Consider the following 16607-nt stretch of genomic DNA (forward strand, 5'->3'; position numbering starts at 1 on the left):
TTATGAGGCCTCTCTCCCGTCTCTGCCTGCCCACCGGACTTCTCAGCTTATGGCTGGCGGCTTCGCCCGTTTGGGCGCAGCAAGCCCCGACCAAGCCAGCAACGACTCCGCCCAAGACAACTACGCCGTCTGCGGCTCCCAAAACCACTACCAGCGCACCTAGCTTCAACAAATCGGCTACGACTCCAGGCAAAGCGACACCCGCGCCAGCCAAAGCCAGCACGACGACAACAGCCCCTGCTAAAACCGGCTCAGCAACCACGCCTACTACCGCTGCGCCCGCTAAGTCTGTGCCGCCGCGCCCGGCTCCTACGGCTAAGCCACAGCCGCCGCTCCCGCAGCATATGGGTTCCGACGACCCAAACATGCGCTACCAGAACGGTAAAACTCTCATCGACCAGGAACGCTACGACCTAGCTATGCAGGAGCTGCAACCGATTACGGCCCCAGCGGCGCAGTTTGTGCGCGGTCCGGAAGCGGCCTATCTGTATGCCGTGGCCGCTAGTCGGGCGAAGAAGTGGGCCGAGGCCGAGCAAATGCTGAATCTGCTGCGCAACGAATACTCGAAGTGGCCCGGCTTGAGTGACGCGCTCTTCTTGCAGGCGCAGGTGTCGTTTGAGCAAAGTGAACCCGACAACGCCTTGCAGGTACTCAGCCAAATTCCGGCCGGAAAATTGGAGGCGGAGCGGACGGCGATGGAAGCCACATATCTGCCCCGCATCAAAGACAAAGTACTGTTTCAAACGCTGGTTCAGAAATACCCACAGGATGCCACGCTGGCCCGCACTTACGCTGGCAAGCTTGCCAACGATGGCTGGTACACCGAGTCCGACAAGTCGCAGCTCAATCAGCTCATTACCCAGTTCAACCTCGATAAGGCGCGCTATACGCCTCGGCCAACAGCGGTGAAGAAGAGCAGCTACAACGTGGCCGTACTCCTTCCCTTCGAGTTTGCCGACCCTAGCTGGGAAACCCGTCGCAAGAATCAGTTCGTCACCGACCTCTACGCGGGCTTGCGTCTGGCGCAAGATTCCTTGCAGCGGGAAGGCCATCCGGTGCAGCTTTTTGCCTACGATACCGGCGCCGATACGCTTCAGCTGAAGCAAGTGTTGGCCTTGCCAGAGCTAGCTTCCATGGATATGATTATTGGCCCGGTCTATAAATCAGGCAGCAAGCTGGTGGCCCGCTACGCACAGCAGCGGCAGATTGTCTGCGTTAACCCGCTTTCGCAGGATGGCGACCTGGTGCTGGATAACGGTTGGCACTACCTCTTCGAACCTAGCTACACAACCCAAGCCAAGCAAGCGGCGCAGTTTGCCCTCACGACGTTTCCGAGCCGCACCGCCATCGTGCTGCACGACAACAGCAGGGACGAAACGACCTTTGCTCAAGCCTATAAAACGGCCTATGAGGCCCTGGGCGGCAAGGTGCAGATGCTCCGCCGCCTCGATGCCAGTTCCGACGAGGCCTTGGAAGCTAGTATCACCGACGTCGACTTTAGATCGACAGGCCACTTGGTAATAGTCTCGGATGCGCGCAAGATCGGGCCGCTCGTGTTCAAGCAGATGCAAGCGCAGAGCGTGCGGGTGCCCATCATCACTTCGGCCACCTGGCTCGATAATCCGCGCGTGAGCCTAGGACAGCTCAACAACCGGGAAGTGTACTTCATTCACCCCAAATACCTTGACCGTACTGCCCCCGGCGTACGCCGCTTTCGTCAGCTCTACATGCTGCAGCAGCACTTACCGCCCTCTGTGTTTGCCTTCACGGGCTTCGAACTGCTTTATTACTTTGGGCAGCAGCTGCACCAGTATGGGCCTAGCTTTCAGCAGAACCTGTCAGCTTCCGGGCCGGTTTCGGGAGCAGTGTTTCAGGGCATTGGCTACCCAGCTGGCGCCCACGACAACCAGTACGTTCCGTTCACGAAGTTAACGCGCTTAGAGCTGGAAGTACTGAACCCAGTGGGCCTGCGCTAGGTTTAGGAGTAGCGCGAAGCTCCAGCTTTGCGTAGCATTACACGTTATCATTCTGGCGTGTGCCATGGTTCTCGTTCAACGATACGCGAAGCTGGAGCTTCGCGCTACATTTCGCTTCATGGAATCTATCAATTCTGTTACCGCCCCCGCACTCAATCTGACCACCAGCGACGCTCTTTTTACCCGCGCCAAGGAGTTGATTCCGGGTGGGGTGAACTCCCCTGTGCGAGCGTTCCGCGCTGTGGGCGGGCATCCGGTGTTCATGCAATCTGCTAAAGGTGCCTGGCTAACCGACGTCGATGGCAACCGCTACCTCGATTTTATCAACTCCTGGGGACCCATGATTTTGGGCCACGCGCCGGAAGTAGTGCTCAACGCGGTACAGGGTGCCATTCAAGGCTCGCTGTCCTTCGGAGCTCCCACGCGCCGGGAGGTCGACATGGCTGAGCTGATCCAGGAAATGGTACCTAGCATTGAGAAAGTTCGGTTGGTGAACTCGGGTACGGAAGCAACGATGTCGGCGATTCGGGTGGCGCGGGGCTATACGGGGCGCGACAAGATTATCAAGTTTGAGGGCTGCTACCACGGCCACGGCGACTCCTTCCTTATCTCGGCGGGCTCAGGCGCGCTCACCCTAGGTACTCCCGACTCGCCCGGCGTGACGCAAGGCGTGGCACAGGATACCATCACGGTACCTTATAATGACCTAGAAGCTACGCGTCAGGCTGTTCTGGCTAATTCTGGTCAGGTGGCAGCGCTGATTCTGGAGCCAGTAGTTGGCAACATGGGTTTGGTGGCACCAGCCGAAGGCTACCTGCAAGGCTTGCGCGACTTGTGCACCGAGCACGGCATCGTCCTGATTTTCGACGAAGTAATGACCGGCTTCCGCCTAGCCCGCGGTGGCGCCCAGGAGCTATTCGGCATCACGCCCGACATGACGACCCTAGGCAAGATCATCGGCGGCGGCATGCCGGTTGGTGCCTACGGTGGCCGCCGCGATATTATGGATTGTGTGGCTCCGGCTGGTAAAGTGTACCAGGCGGGCACACTCTCGGGCAACCCGATTGCCACGGCCGCCGGCATGGCTCAGCTGCGCTACTTGCAGGAGAACCCTGGTCTCTACGATGAGCTGAACCGCACCACCACGCGCATTGCCGACGGCACCCGCCAGATTGCCGCTGACCTAGGTCTAAATTACACCGTGAACCAGGTTGGCTCGATGTTCAGCGTATTCTTCACTTCCAGCCCGGTCAACAACCTGGAAGATGCCAAGAAATCCGATTTGGACGCTTTCGGTCGCTACTTCCGTGGCATGCTGCACCGCGGCATCTACCTAGCCCCGGCGCAATATGAGGCCTTGTTCGTCTCCACTGCCATCACCAATGACTTGGTGGACATGTACTTAACGGCCTGCCGCGAAGCTATGCGCGAAGCGCATGGGATGTAAGTAGTTATATTTTGAAATTTAGAGGCCTAGCTTTTCAGTTTATAGCTGAGGAGCTAGGCTTTCTTTTACAATTCAACCACGTGAAGCCAACTATCAATTTAGACGAATGGAGTTTATCAGAAGAGAGTTTAGAAAGTCTCAATCATCTTGTGCAAGTCAGCATTCACATCCGGTATCCGGGCTATGAGCCTTTTGTAGACCTAGTACCTCAAGAAAGGCGACGAGCAATTAATGCTCACTATCGACAAGCATATTGGCGTTTAATACCTTTACTATCTGCTTTCAATTTTCAACGGCTAGGTAATCACCGCCGCCCTATTGGCATCCGGCTGCAAACTCAACTAAATCAACTTGCTAAGCTATTACCTGTGCTGGCACAGAATGCCGATGTGAGCAGTGTGTCAATTGATGCAGTTGAAGGTTTAGAACCTAAAGAGCCCGCAGAAGAAGCATCGTTTTGGAGCATCCAAGCGCGTTTTGCCATTCAAATTGAGAACGTAACAGGAGGCCTGCAGAAGTACGAAGACCGAATAATATTAGTGAAAGCCTTTACCGAGGCAGAAGCGCAGCAGAAACTGCTAAACGGGTTTGAATCGTACGCCAAACCCTACTTAAACTCCAGTGGTTTGCTAGTACGCTGGAAGTTTGAGGCCTTTACGGACGGCTACCAGCTAGACGCTTCCTCGCCAGAAGATTTTCTACACGAGCAAGGCGTAGAAGTATTTTCTACCTTAGGTAACAGAAGAATACGCCCTGGTCAGGAATGGAAGACCACCGACTAGTGAACACAGTGCTCTGATTATTTTAGCTCAGCCAGATTTGTAATCCGGCTGTTGAGAGTTAGATTTTAATGCTACCATTCAACGATAGAATTAGCTGTGCAACTCTTTACACGCTCCTATGCCTCATCTCTTCCACAAAAGCTGAGATGGCCTGCTATCTGTCGTCGCTTAATGCTGCTTGCAGTAGAGTGTCAATTTCAAGATTGTGGACGCCAATTATTACAATTTTCCGGACTACAAACACTTCATATTCAAGGCCATCATCAAGTTTACGATTGCCTCAATTTCAGCCTACCTGTCGAAATTGGTCAACTTCAGACGTTACGCAGTTTAACGTTGCTGAATCTACCTATTGATTTTCCGGAGTGGATTCAAGACCTGCCAAATCTTCGCTATCTGACGGTACGAGGAACAGACCTAACTACCATTCCTAATTGGATACACCAGTTGAAGCACTTACATACACTCCGTATTGAAAACTGTGCTCTTCAATCGCTGCCGGAGACTCTACGCCAGATGCACTATTTGCGCGAACTCGGACTGTGTGACACACGATTGACAGATCTTCAGCCAGAGCAATTTCCATCTCAGTTACAACGTTTAGATTTAAGCGGCACAGGCTCTTATCAACTGAGTGACCTAGATCGACTACAACGAACCTTGACTGGCACAAAAGTACTCTACTCCCTTTAGCTCAGCCGGATTTGTAATCCGGCCGAACAGACCCAAGCAGACGCCAAATAGCAATTCTCATACACGTAAAAAGCCGGACCTAGCTAGGTCCGGCTTTTTCATTATTGTACTCTTGCGAGGCTTACTGAAGCACCAGCTTCACTTGCTGTACTGTGGTGCCGGTGGTCAGGCGAGCTAGGTAGAGGCCGGTGGGAGTATCGCCAGCTTGCCATTCTACTTCTACCAGCTGTCCAGCCTGAGCTTTACCACTTTGCAGCTTCTTCACCAAGCGGCCGCTGATGTCGTAGATTTCCAACTGATAATTTTTTGACTGCGCTGCGGTAAAGGCGATGGTCGTGCTGCCGGTGAAGGGGTTGGGGTAGCTGCTCACCACGGCCTTGGCTCCCTCTGCCGATTGCGTACCGAGTACAGCAGCCGTCGAGCGGGCGCCAGTTGGCTCCTGGCCGTAGACCAGCGTTCCGTTCACATAAGCCGTGATGTGGGGATTTTCAGCCAGCACATCAGAGAAGGCTAGGTACGAGAAGTCGTTGGCTTGGTTGAAGTTCGACCAGTCCGACTTGGCAACGCGGTACTGCACGTTGCCCGTGCTGCTGAGCGGCGTGAAAGTACCTAGGGTACCGGCGAAGTGCAGCTCAGCGTAGGTTTCGGTGCCGGCTTTGCCGAAGCTAACGGTTACGTTGTTGGTACCTAGCTGCGCGTAGTCGATGTACGAGTTGAGCTGCTGGGTGCCTTCTGGGCTGAGCCAGTAGCGTACGGTCAGGTCTTTGTAGGCAACCGGTGCGGTGCCGTCGTTGCGCACTTGCAGGTAGGTGCTGATAGTATTGGCCGTCGTTTTCTTCTCCTTGTTGGCAGACAGAACGACCAGCTTCGGAGTAGCCGGCATTGTGAGCAGTGCCGGCTCGACACCCGCAATCAGCTCCCCGTTGCGGTACACCGTGATGCGCTCATTCTTCAGGTACGTGGTGTTGGCCGCGTACGAGTAATCGTCAGCCTCGTTGAAGTTTGTCTGCGTCTGCTTATAGATGCGCGACTGAATAGCTCCCGAGTTTCCGCCTGCGGGCAGCGCACCAGCCGCAGTGAAGGAATACTCCACGTAACCGAAGGCACCTTGTGCAGGCTGATCCAAGGCCACGTACCGCGCCTTCACGCCGCTGGTACCTAGCTGGGCGTAATCGATAGCGGCAACCATTGAAGCATAGTCTTCCACCGTAAGCCAGTAACGCACCGTCAGGTCTTTATAAGCAATAGCGGCGGAACTGTTGTTGACCAACTGCAGATTGGGCTTGATGGCGTTGTTGGCTACCTGCCCATCGGCGTTTTGGTGCAGCACCGTCACGACCGTAGGCGTCTGCACGGTTACGACGAAAGTGCCGGAGGTGCTGCCGCAGTCGTTAGTAGCCGTAGCCGTTACCGTGGTGGCACCCAGCGGGAAGACGTAAGGCGAAGCGATGGCTGTTGTGACGCCATTCTTCACAATGGAGTACGCGAGGCTAGGTGCTGGCGTGCTGCCAGTAGCTGTGGCCACAAAAGCAACCGAAGCACCGCGCAGACCCGCCGTAGCGTTGGTAGCCGAAATTGTGGGCAGGGTGAGAACTGGCTTCGTGTTCACCGTCACCGTAGCAGAGCCCGTCGGGGCTAAGCCATCACAGTTGCTATCCACGACAGAAAGAAGTGTGTACGTGGAAGTAACCGTTGGACTTACCGCCAGCTGATAATCACCTGTGCTCGATACGTCGGCCGCGTTGATGGTTAGGGCAGTTGCTGTAGCACCACCGTCGGCTGAGTACTTCACTGTCCAAGGCGCAGTACCCGTTAGGTGCAGCGTTAGGTTTGTGCTGGAGCCCGCACAGATGGTAGACGTACCGCTCAAGGCAACCGTGGGCAGAGCACGTACGGTTACTTGTTGCGTATAGCTATCAGAGCACTGGCCTTGCGTAATCGTCAGCTTGGCTGTGTAAGTGCCCGCTTCTGCGTACGTATGCGAAATGTTCTTGGTAGTGTAATCAACTGTGCCATCGTTGTCCACGTCCCAGGCGTAGGTCGCATTGGCTTCTACTACCTTCGAGGTATTAGTGAAAGCTGTAGGCTGACCTACGCAAGCAGTATTGGCGGTAAAAGCCGGCTGCGGCGGCAAGCAGACGAGGCCGGTGCGAACTACCCGATACGAATTACCAACCCGGATGCCATCAATTACTAGTGTTGGGGCAATAGCGGTAGTGCCTTGGCGGAGCGCTACTGTACCGATATCAGAGGGTGAACCAGAGGTTTCCGTATAAGCAGCATCAGCATTCACGGGCTCAGCGTCCAGCGCGGGGTTGATAAACAGCTTGCTTACGTTGCCGTTCTCGTCGAAGGAATAGTTCACGACTACTAAGTACGTTGTGTTATACTCATAGTCATTCGTGGTGTAGTTCGGTGTGGCACCAGAAGTCCCGTTGCCACTAATACCAAACTGCAATTTGCCTGTTACAGGGTTTTTGCGGGCAAATACGCGCGCCTTGAAATTCCCATTCAACGTAGTAGGACCTAGGTGAAAGAAGTAGTCACCTTCGCCATCCACATTCACCTTTGCAGCCGACACGTTTACCAGGAATGACGCATAGACTGGTGTCCGGGCATACACGGCGGGAAACTGACGGTTTACATCTTGGCCAGTTGTAGTCAAAGAAGCAGCATTGCCGATCTTACTGGCTCCGTAGCTAGCATACTCCAACCCACTCGACGTTACCGGAATAAAATTGCTGGTTCCGCTGTGCGAAGTCCAGTTGTTAGCCGTCAGCAACGTACCCGCTGTGTAGTCAAAGTTCTCTTCCAACAACATGGCCGCAGGCAGCGCTACGGTAGTTTCTACCAGCGTACCGGGCGAAGTAGCTAGGTAGTTTTCGGCGTAGAGTGTGTTGTTGTCGCTATAATCGAAAACAGCAAACGAATAGGAAGTATTTGGACGTAGGTTGGTAACTACCACCGTGTCGCGGGTACCTGCATACACCACGTAGTTGTCAGTGCCTAGCACGGCACCTTTCCCGAAAACGGTGCTATCGGCGTAGGTGGTTGCATCCACCGGCAGGGCATTCACGGCCCCGTTGAGGCGAGCTAGCACGAGGTGCTTCGCGCCATCGCCGCCATTCAGAATCAATTGGATTGAGGTGCTCGTCACTTGGCTAGCTACCGGAGTGGCTGATTGCGTAGGTTCAGTTGCCAATGGCACTTCCACCGTCGTAAAGGAGAATTCTTGACCGTAAGCCGTGCCAGCACCATTAGTGGCGTAAGCGCGCGCATAATAGGTCGTACCAGGAACCAGGCCAGTGATGGCACTGGTGAACGTGCCAGCGCCGGCACCGTCAGCAGTTTTCAAGGTATTGAGCACTGGGTTAGGCGTTTTGGCCCACACGACGCCACGGGCAGTAACAGGGCTACCGCCATCCGGCTCAATCGTGCCGCCTGTTTTGGCGCCTGTCGAAGTAATGTCGAATAGATCTGTAGTGTTCACGGTAGCGGGGTACACCGGCGTAGTGCTGGTGCCACTCACGGCGACGGCTTGGTCTGGCAGACCAGGGCTGGTCACGGGAATGGTTGCTTGGTAGGGCTGTGCTGCTACCGGAGCGAAACGCACGTCGATTGTGGTCGTGTTTACCGTGCCATTGCTAGGTTGCAGCTGAATAACGCAGCAAGAAAAAGGCTGCTCACCCGTGCGAATCTCAAACCCTGCCGGAGGCGAAACAATAAGCGCCGAGGTCAGGCCTGTGCCACTTACCGTGAAGCTTTTAGAAGTGGAGGCTGCACCTGCTACAGTGCTACCGAAAGCTGGCATCGACGTCAGCGACGTAAGAATCTCCGGCTTAGGCGCTGTTACTATTATAGCAATCGGTGTACTCTTACCACTTGCCGTGCCACACGCTGTGGTAGCACTAGCATTTGCCACTACATAATAAGTGCCTGCCGCACCAAAGTCCGAGCCTTTGGGCTGGTAGGTAGCACCGCTAGCACTGGCCAGAGTTGTAAAAGGTCCGCCGGCGCTGATACCATATTGCCACGTAAAAACAGAGCCCGTAGCAGCTTTGGCGGTCAGTGTAGCGCCAGAGCCAGTCAGGGTAATGGTCTGCCCCTCAGCAGGGGTTACCGTTACCGGGTTGGTAGTCGAACCTAGGTTGATGGTCAGGTTAGTGCCATTATCCGTACCGTTGATGGCTGCTGCTTCGTTTATCACTCGAACGCGGTAGCTGGTACCGCTGGCGGTATTGGCCGGAATAGTAGCTGCAATAGGCGAGCTAGCTCCTTCGCCGATAATCGTAGTGCCGGAGGCGAAACTACCGGTAGCATTGGAAAGCTGCGCTTTAAACGTGCCCGTGAGGGTGCCAGTAGTCGTGTAAGCAACGTTGAACGAGGCACTGCCCGCGTCGGCTGTGACACAGTACGGGCTGTTGAACGCTGAAGCCGTAGTAGTAATCGAGGTAGTTGGCGTTGGAGTGCCCGTAGGACTGGTAGCAACCGTAATGTTGTCGAGGCTAATTTTCGGGCGGCTGCCTGTAGTACCACCGCCCGTATTCACCAGATAAAAGCGAATTTTAGCGTCCTTCTTGCCGGCAAAAGCTGCCGGCAAAGGAATGGTAGTTAAGCTGCCATTAGCTGCCACATTATTGGTTATCACTACCGTTGAGCCATCTAGGTCAATGAAGGCACCATTGTCACCAGTATTCGTTTGCAACTTGAACGTAGCCGCCCGGTTGCCAGTGGAGTTACTCACCTCTGCCCAATTCAGCGAAATGCTACCGGCGGTGCTTGCAGTAAAGTCTAAGTTCAGATCGAAAGCGGCGGCACTTGTCCCATCAGTTGAACCAGTAGCAAGGAGGGCAATAGTACCTACGCCGCCGCTAGTAGCCGTGCCTTTTTGCACACCACCTGAAGTGCTAGTCGCGAATACAGTAGTCGAGTTCGGCAAGGTGGCTGGCGCAGTAGCAGTAGCGACACTGAAACGATTCGCGCCAACACCAGAAGCGAAGTTGAACGCCCACCCAGTGGTAGTCCATCCAGCGGAACTAGAGCCAGAGACAGTGCCGATTTGTTCAAAATCCTCTTTGTAGGTTCCACCCGCCAGCGGATATGGAACGGTTTGCCCCCAGCTCAACTGGGTACTGAAAAAGAAGAAGCAAGCAATAAAAGCAGGCAACTGACCTAGCTTCCAAGCAGTTTTATAAAAACGGGTCATAGAGACGTCTATGTCTTTGTAAGAAAATTTGGAAGTTGGCACTAGTTGGTTGCGCCGTTATCAACCTTCGACTCAATAGCATTCTGCACGTCAACCGGCAGGTTCGACAGAATATCGTATTTGGTAACTTCCTCAATCTTATCCACGGAGGTGCGGTAGGTAGCCCAGTTGCTATCGATAGCGTCGATGTTGGGCATGTCAACCGCAATAACCCGAGTACTGGCATTCACGCGGGCGGCATCATTATCACCAACAGGCAGGATCACAATGACTTTCCAGCAATTTGATGGTACCGTTATGTGGCCGTTATCGAGCGTTTCATACTTTACACCGGCTGAGCCAATACCCCCTTTGCCATAGCTACCGCAGATGATATATACCTCATTGCTAGGCAAGAATGTACGGGTATAGTTCTCTAGGTTAGCCCACGGTCCTTGGTTGTTCTTCGCCGACTGCGGCATCATGTTCGTCATAAAGAACGTTGCTGAGTTGTTCTCTATGCTTGACGTCCGGTCAGCAGAGGGGCAATTATGGCCGCGGTCAAAGCCGGTAACGCCACCGTTGTAGCTAGTTGATTGTACTTGGTACCAACCATTGGGTAGAGAGGGGTCGTTCCGGAAATCATCCTGACGGTCAATGCCCCCACGGTCCGAATTATCTACGTGCCAGCTCACCCAGTTCGGTTTGCCTTCATCACGATTGTAGCCAACCACGTACTGGGGCTTCACCAGCAAGTAGTTATTAGGCTGGCTCACATCTGTAACAGCACCGCTGGGGTTACCCAACGCGATATTGCTATTATCGATAGATGGCTGGGCAGCACCGTACTCGGTTACGGCAAAATCATCAATGTTCAGTCGAGCTTTGCCACCAGAAGTCTTGCGGATTTCAAACTTTACGTGGCCCGGGATATTAACCGTGAAGGCCGCTGCTTGCAATGTAGCCGAAGAAGTTAGCACCGTAGCGCCCACTTTCGTCCACTTGTCGCAATTACACGCCTCCGATTGCGCCCACAACTCCCAACTGCTGCTGCCATCTGTGCCGTAAACAGCATGTTGCACGGTCACCGTGGCAGCACCCGTTGGCAGGAAAAAGTCCATCGTGAGCTTGCCACTTTGCTGCAAACGCACTGCCTGCGCACCGTCTTTGTGGTCGGCCTCGGAGCTACCTAGCACCGCATCGGACAGAATCCAAGTGCCGGTAGAAAGTGCAACCTTGCCACTCAGATCCGGCGTGTTGCTACTCTCAAAGTTTTCCTGTGTGCTTTCCGCAAATGGCGCCTGCCAGACGGAATACTTACTCACGCTTGCCGGAGAGAAGGCAAAACACGGTAGCAATAGCAGTAAAATGCTGCTACCGTACCCTAGTAATTGTTTTTTCATTAACTGTAAAAACTACGCGAAAGAAGAGGGATTTTGAACAGAAGGGAGTAGCCGTAAAAGCTGGGTGCAAACTTAACTAGGGAATAGTCTATCGTTGCAATCAAAATCCAAAATTTAATAGTTCAATAATTGTATAAAAATTATATTTAGCACCGTGCTATTCAACAAAATTGATAAAGTATAATCTGCAAGAATTCACAATCTGTGCTAGGTATATTCCGTAACACTTAGGTAACATTACTCCCCTCATACTTGATGAGAATAGAGCAAGAACATTCCTATGAACATAGATGCTCAACACGGACTGATTAGCTTGTTTTATTCACAAAGTCTTGACATTAAAACACTTACTAATAATACAGGCAAATACAAGAAGTTAAATCACAACAAATAGAATTATTCCTGCATGATTCCCGGATAATTGCTCGTCAACCAGTATTCTACAAAACTCGCAACAGTGTATTCAGCTCGACTTTTCTTCTTAATAGCTAGCAAACCTTCGTAAAAAAGGATAGGACAGCAGTTATTTTCATTGATGTTGTGTTGCAAAAGCAACTAAAATCTATTCTAATTAAAAGACTCACTTATCGATCCTCAATATTGTTTTTAGCACTAAAGCGCAGTTAACTCCAGACCCATTCTATTTACTGAACACGAGGCGTTAATATTTTATTTATTATATATTTATTCCCTACAGCCTCAGAGCACCTTGTATTTTGCGCTTAGATTCTGCGCAAATCGGTTTCCTTAGTAGATTCCGGGTCAAACAGCGGTTACCTTTGTGGCCAAATCGCTCTGCTTATGCTTCGACTTCTTACGCCAGTACTTCTTACGTTGTGGCTTGCACTACCTAGCTTGGTTTGGGCGCAAGCGGAAGCTCCGGCCGTTGCGAACAAACGCTTATTCGACCGCACAGTGGATGAGCTCAACTTCCGGACAATGGAAAATGTGTACGATAAAACGTTCACGCGCAATAAGTTTCCGGTTGCTCTTCGTACCCATCAAGCGCGCAAATCATTTGACGGCTTCCAGGGCAATGCTGATCTGAAGCGGTTGTTTCTGAACTATAACGACGTTTCTGAGAAATTTAAGAACCGTTTCGGGAAAGGCCGTACGGATCTGGCGGAGTTTGAAAAGCAGCTCCAGTCCATCATCATCGACAAGAACTTCGAGTTTTTCATTCGGGTACTTCCCCGCAATGAGCGGGTGGCTCTTATCCATTCGTTGCAGCGCGTCACGCAGCAGGCCGCAGCCCAGTTCAACGCGTCCGAAGATCCAGCCCCCGACGAGCTAGCTGCCGACGATGCGGCCGTGCCGCCCGCCGACGCCGAAGTAGAGCCGCCCGTTACGGCCTCCCTTGAGGAGCCTGAAGCGCAGTCTGAAAGTACCGTTGCGCCTACCCACGCTGCAACCATTCGGTCCATCGACGTCGCTTCACGCCACGATTGGCTTGATTATTCGACACTGCTGCTGGCTGGCATTTCCACCTTGGCACTGTTGCATCTGCTGTTCAATGTGCTGCCCGATTTGCGTACCCGCCTCGATGCCTTAGCCGATGAGCTAGATCAACGCCAACCTAATACTACCTCTCGCCGCCACTCCTCCTCTAGTGCTCTTCCCGAAGATCGTTACGAAGAAGAGGAAGAGCAATAAGTTAAAAAGGGTGTGGCTGGAGGCGCTAGAACCTAGGGTAGGTTCAGGGCCATTTAAGCTTCACCGTTCACCATTCCCCCATGATCCTTACCGACCAACAAATCCTTGCCGAAATTGAGCGAGGTAACATTGTCATTGAGCCTTACGACCGCGCTTGCCTAGGCACCAATTCCTACGACGTGCACCTAGGGCGCTACCTAGCCACCTATCGTGATGCCGTGTTGGACGCTCGTCGTCACAATGAAATCGACGTGTTTGAGATTCCAGCCGAAGAGGGCTTCGTGCTGCAGCCAGGTACCCTATACCTAGGTGTGACGGAAGAATACACCGAGAGCCACGCGCAGGTGCCTTTCCTGGAAGGCAAGTCAAGCGTTGGGCGGCTAGGTATTGATATCCATGCCACCGCGGGCAAAGGTGATGTAGGCTTCTGCAACACCTGGACGCTGGAGATTTCGGTTACCCAGCCAGTGCGCGTGTACGCGGGCATGCCCATTGGCCAGCTCATCTACTTTGCAGTGCAGGGCGATGTGCAAACCTTCTATAACCGCAAAGCCAACGCGAAGTACAACGAGCGCACTGATAAGCCGGTCGAGTCGATGATGTGGAAGAATAAGTTCTAACCAGTAGCAGAATAGCTAGGTAACACCTTGAGCGCCAAACTAATTTACGTAGCTGTTCAATTACTCCCCTGCTGGTTAAACTTGCCGGGTTCGTTTTTCGTTAGGTCTAGAAAGCTGCACTGCTTGCTACCTTTTGGCTAGCTTGAAGAGTAGCTGCTGACTAGAAACGCTAACGCCCCGATACCAATGAATACTAAATTTGTCACCGCCGCGCTCGTTTTTGCTGCAACTACTTTTGGCGCCTACGCCCAGCAAGCACCCGGCTCGACGGTTATGCCCCAGGATAAAACACAACCTTCACCGCGTTTGAATCCGGTTCAGACACGTGCCAAGCGCCTGTCGGATCAAATGGCTCGCGACCTACGCCTGAATGGCTACCAAGCAACCAAGTTGCGTGCTATCAACGAAGACAAAGTAGCCAAGATGGCGGCTATTGAGCAGAAATATGCCGGCAATCCTAAGCTCGTTGATGAGCAGTGCCAGGGTGTGTGCCGGGAACGGGACCAAGAGCTGCGCAACGTGCTGAGCAGCGCTCAGTATAGCTCCTACTACGATTCGCGCGCCACATTCTACAAGTTCGACCGCGACTACGCCAACAAAAACGCCGGTTCTATGATGGTAAAGTCGGTGCAAAATCCTCTGCCCGCTAGCAGCAAAGGCTCTATCATCAGCCAAGGCCGCAATACTCAGGCTACCTCTTCTTCCGACAAGTAACCTCGCTGTAAGAGAACTGTATTCAAAACAAAAAGGCTCTGCTGATTGATCAGCGGAGCCTTTTTGTTGCTAGGTAGGAGTACCGAACTTAGCTTTGTTTCTTTGATTCTTCTTCGATGTGCTCCATTAGTTCCTTGCAGAGCGCCCGAATCTTTTTCGACATCACCTCGTCGTTGGTAGCGGTTATGATGCTTTCCGCCATAGCGCCCATGGTGTCTACGTAGAAGTACTTCATATCTTCCACGGGCATGTCCTTGGTCCAGAGATCAATCTTCATGGTACCTGACTGGTCTCGGTCCCATAGAGCAATGTTGATGGCTTTGGCGAAGTGAATATCGGGGCCCGCATCGGTGGCCTGCCAGCTGATAGCCTCGGGTACTTTCTGATCGTCGAGGGCTATGCTGAAGCGGATTTCGGATTTTTTCATGAGAGTTAAAGTGCTAAATGGCTGAATGGTTAGATGATTGGCTGTTCTGAGGTGCACTAGTCACGAGAACAACCAACCATGTAACCATTCAGCCATTTAACCAACAAAGATTAAACGTAGTTATTGAGCATCACCGGCATCACGAGCATGAGAATGTTCTCGTTGTCGTCGGCGGTGGTGGGCATGAGCAGGCCAGCGCGGTTGGGCGTGCTCAGCTCCAAGGTGATTTCCTCGGAATCGATGTTTGACAGCATCTCTGCTAAGAAGCGAGCATTGAAGCCAATTTCCATGTCTTCGCCGTCATACTGGCAAGGCAGCTTCTCGTTGGCTTCGTTGCTGAAGTCGAGGTCTTCGGCCGAAACCGTGAGTTCCGAGCCAGCCAAACGCAAGCGCACTTGGTGCGTGGTCTTGTTGGAGTAGATCGAGATACGCTTCACCGAGTTCAGGAAGTCAGCGCGGCTGATGATGAGACGGTTGGGATTGCTCACCGGAATTACGTTTTCGTAATCAGGGTAACGCTCATCAATCAGGCGGCACACGAGGCGCATCTGGTTGAAGTTGAAGAAGGCGTTGGAGTTGTTGAACTCCACTTTCACCGGGGTAGCCTCGGATGGCAAAGCGCCTTTCAGTAGGTTGAAGGCTTTACGCGGAATAATCAGGTTCGCCGTTTGGCCGGCGCCCACGTCGGAGCGGCGGTAGCGCAGCAGGCGGTGGCCATCGGTAGCCACAAAGGTGATTTGGTTGTCGGCTAGCTGCACTAAGATGCCAGTCATGGCGGGGCGCAACTCATCGGTGCTCACGGCGAAGATGGTCTTGTTGATTGCGCGCGACAACGACGACGATGGAATTTCAATTGGCGCCGAGCCTTTCACCACCGGCACACGGGGGAAATCGGTAGCATTTTCACCGGCTAGCTTGTAGCGGCCGTTAGCTGAGGCAATTTCGATGGTGTACGTTTCCTCGTCCAGCGTGAACGTGACGGGCTGGTCAGGCAGGTTCTTGAGCGTGTCGAGCAGGATACGAGCAGGAGCAGCAATACGGCCAGCTTCGCGGGCTTCTACGGGCAGTTCCGTAATCATGCTGGTCTCCAGATCGGAAGCCGTAATCGTCAGCTTGCCGTCCTCAATCTCGAAGAGGAAGTTCTCCAGAATCGGCACCACGGGATTATTCGTGACCACGCCATTGATGCTCTGGAGCTGCTTGAGCAAGGCGGAAGACGATACGATGAACTTCATAGACGGGTAGTTTACTCTGGCTTTTTTGGGTAGAGGACAAAGATAGATAGATGCGCGGAAGTTTTGGCGTTGCGTAGCGAAGATTCTAGCTACTTGAGCACATACCGTTCTTAGCTTGCTTTAAGATGCAAGCTGCTAGATAGCGGATCTAAATAATTACTTATCAATCTGCTAACTAGAATGTTTCTTCCTACTGGTGCAATTAGCATAGCTCAACGATTGTACTCCTGCCCTGATTTATATAGTATTGTGCATATAATCACTTGCGTAACTCGCCTTTCCCTATTACCGGTAGCAGACCTCTGTTACTTGGTACGCCATGGATCGGCAACCAAGCTTATGACGGAGCATGACCTAGAGCTAATTCTCACTAAACTGAGTTCCGCTATTACGAATCAAACCTGACCTGCGTCCTACTCTACAGCAACAAGCATCAGGCTTCTCGCACTTAGTATCTAGCAAGTAACATCAC

The 16607-nt window shown here is 52.9% G+C and carries 10 protein-coding genes; 6 read left to right on the forward strand and 4 right to left on the reverse strand.

Translation table 11 applies throughout. From position 1 onward, the window contains the following. The first annotated feature begins 2 nt into the window (after positions 1-2). The 3 genes from SD425_RS16750 to SD425_RS16760 all read left to right on the forward strand — a co-directional run bounded on the left by SD425_RS16750 (position 3) and on the right by SD425_RS16760 (position 4205). Positions 3-1976 carry an ABC transporter substrate-binding protein gene (locus SD425_RS16750; protein ID WP_324671089.1) on the forward strand — a complete coding sequence of 658 codons (1974 nt, stop codon included), beginning with the start codon at positions 3-5 and terminating at the stop codon, positions 1974-1976. Between the two features lie 118 nt (positions 1977-2094). Then, on the forward strand, positions 2095-3423 hold the full coding sequence (hemL, locus tag SD425_RS16755; protein ID WP_324671090.1) for a glutamate-1-semialdehyde 2,1-aminomutase: 1329 nt from the start codon (positions 2095-2097) through the stop codon (positions 3421-3423). A gap of 80 nt (positions 3424-3503) precedes the next feature. Beyond that, entirely contained in the window at positions 3504-4205 is a 702-nt protein-coding gene (locus SD425_RS16760; RefSeq protein WP_324671091.1) for a DUF4288 domain-containing protein, read from the forward strand. Between the two features lie 814 nt (positions 4206-5019). Here the strand turns inward: SD425_RS16760 and SD425_RS16765 are convergent. Together SD425_RS16765 and SD425_RS16770 are read right to left on the reverse strand one after the other, a co-directional pair. Beyond that, on the reverse strand, positions 5020-10104 hold the full coding sequence (locus SD425_RS16765; RefSeq protein ID WP_324671092.1) for a cellulose binding domain-containing protein: 5085 nt from the start codon (positions 10102-10104) through the stop codon (positions 5020-5022). A gap of 41 nt (positions 10105-10145) precedes the next feature. Beyond that, the gene (locus SD425_RS16770; RefSeq protein WP_324671093.1) at positions 10146-11408 is read right to left on the reverse strand and encodes a DNA/RNA non-specific endonuclease; all 1263 of its coding nucleotides are present in this window, start codon (positions 11406-11408) and stop codon (positions 10146-10148) included. Between the two features lie 879 nt (positions 11409-12287). Here SD425_RS16770 and SD425_RS16775 point away from each other — a divergent pair. The 3 genes from SD425_RS16775 to SD425_RS16785 all read left to right on the forward strand — a co-directional run bounded on the left by SD425_RS16775 (position 12288) and on the right by SD425_RS16785 (position 14473). Continuing rightward, a complete protein-coding gene (locus SD425_RS16775; RefSeq protein ID WP_324671094.1) occupies positions 12288-13139 on the forward strand; it encodes a hypothetical protein in 852 nt (283 codons plus the stop codon). Between the two features lie 80 nt (positions 13140-13219). Next, positions 13220-13759 (forward strand): dCTP deaminase, encoded by a 540-nt coding sequence (gene dcd, locus SD425_RS16780; RefSeq protein WP_324671095.1) that lies wholly within the window; start codon positions 13220-13222, stop codon positions 13757-13759. A 186-nt stretch (positions 13760-13945) separates the two neighbouring features. Further along, entirely contained in the window at positions 13946-14473 is a 528-nt protein-coding gene (locus SD425_RS16785) for a hypothetical protein (RefSeq protein WP_324671096.1), read from the forward strand. 88 nt (positions 14474-14561) lie between these two features. Here the strand turns inward: SD425_RS16785 and gldC are convergent, their stop codons facing one another. Together gldC and dnaN are read right to left on the reverse strand one after the other, a co-directional pair. Continuing rightward, positions 14562-14900 carry a gliding motility protein GldC gene (gldC, locus tag SD425_RS16790; RefSeq protein ID WP_324671097.1) on the reverse strand — a complete coding sequence of 113 codons (339 nt, stop codon included), beginning with the start codon at positions 14898-14900 and terminating at the stop codon, positions 14562-14564. Between the two features lie 110 nt (positions 14901-15010). Next, positions 15011-16135 carry a DNA polymerase III subunit beta gene (dnaN, locus tag SD425_RS16795; RefSeq protein ID WP_324671098.1) on the reverse strand — a complete coding sequence of 375 codons (1125 nt, stop codon included), beginning with the start codon at positions 16133-16135 and terminating at the stop codon, positions 15011-15013. Positions 16136-16607: the final 472 nt, after the last annotated feature.

The sequence above is a fragment of the Hymenobacter sp. GOD-10R genome (assembly GCF_035609205.1).
GTDB lineage: Bacteria > Bacteroidota > Bacteroidia > Cytophagales > Hymenobacteraceae > Hymenobacter.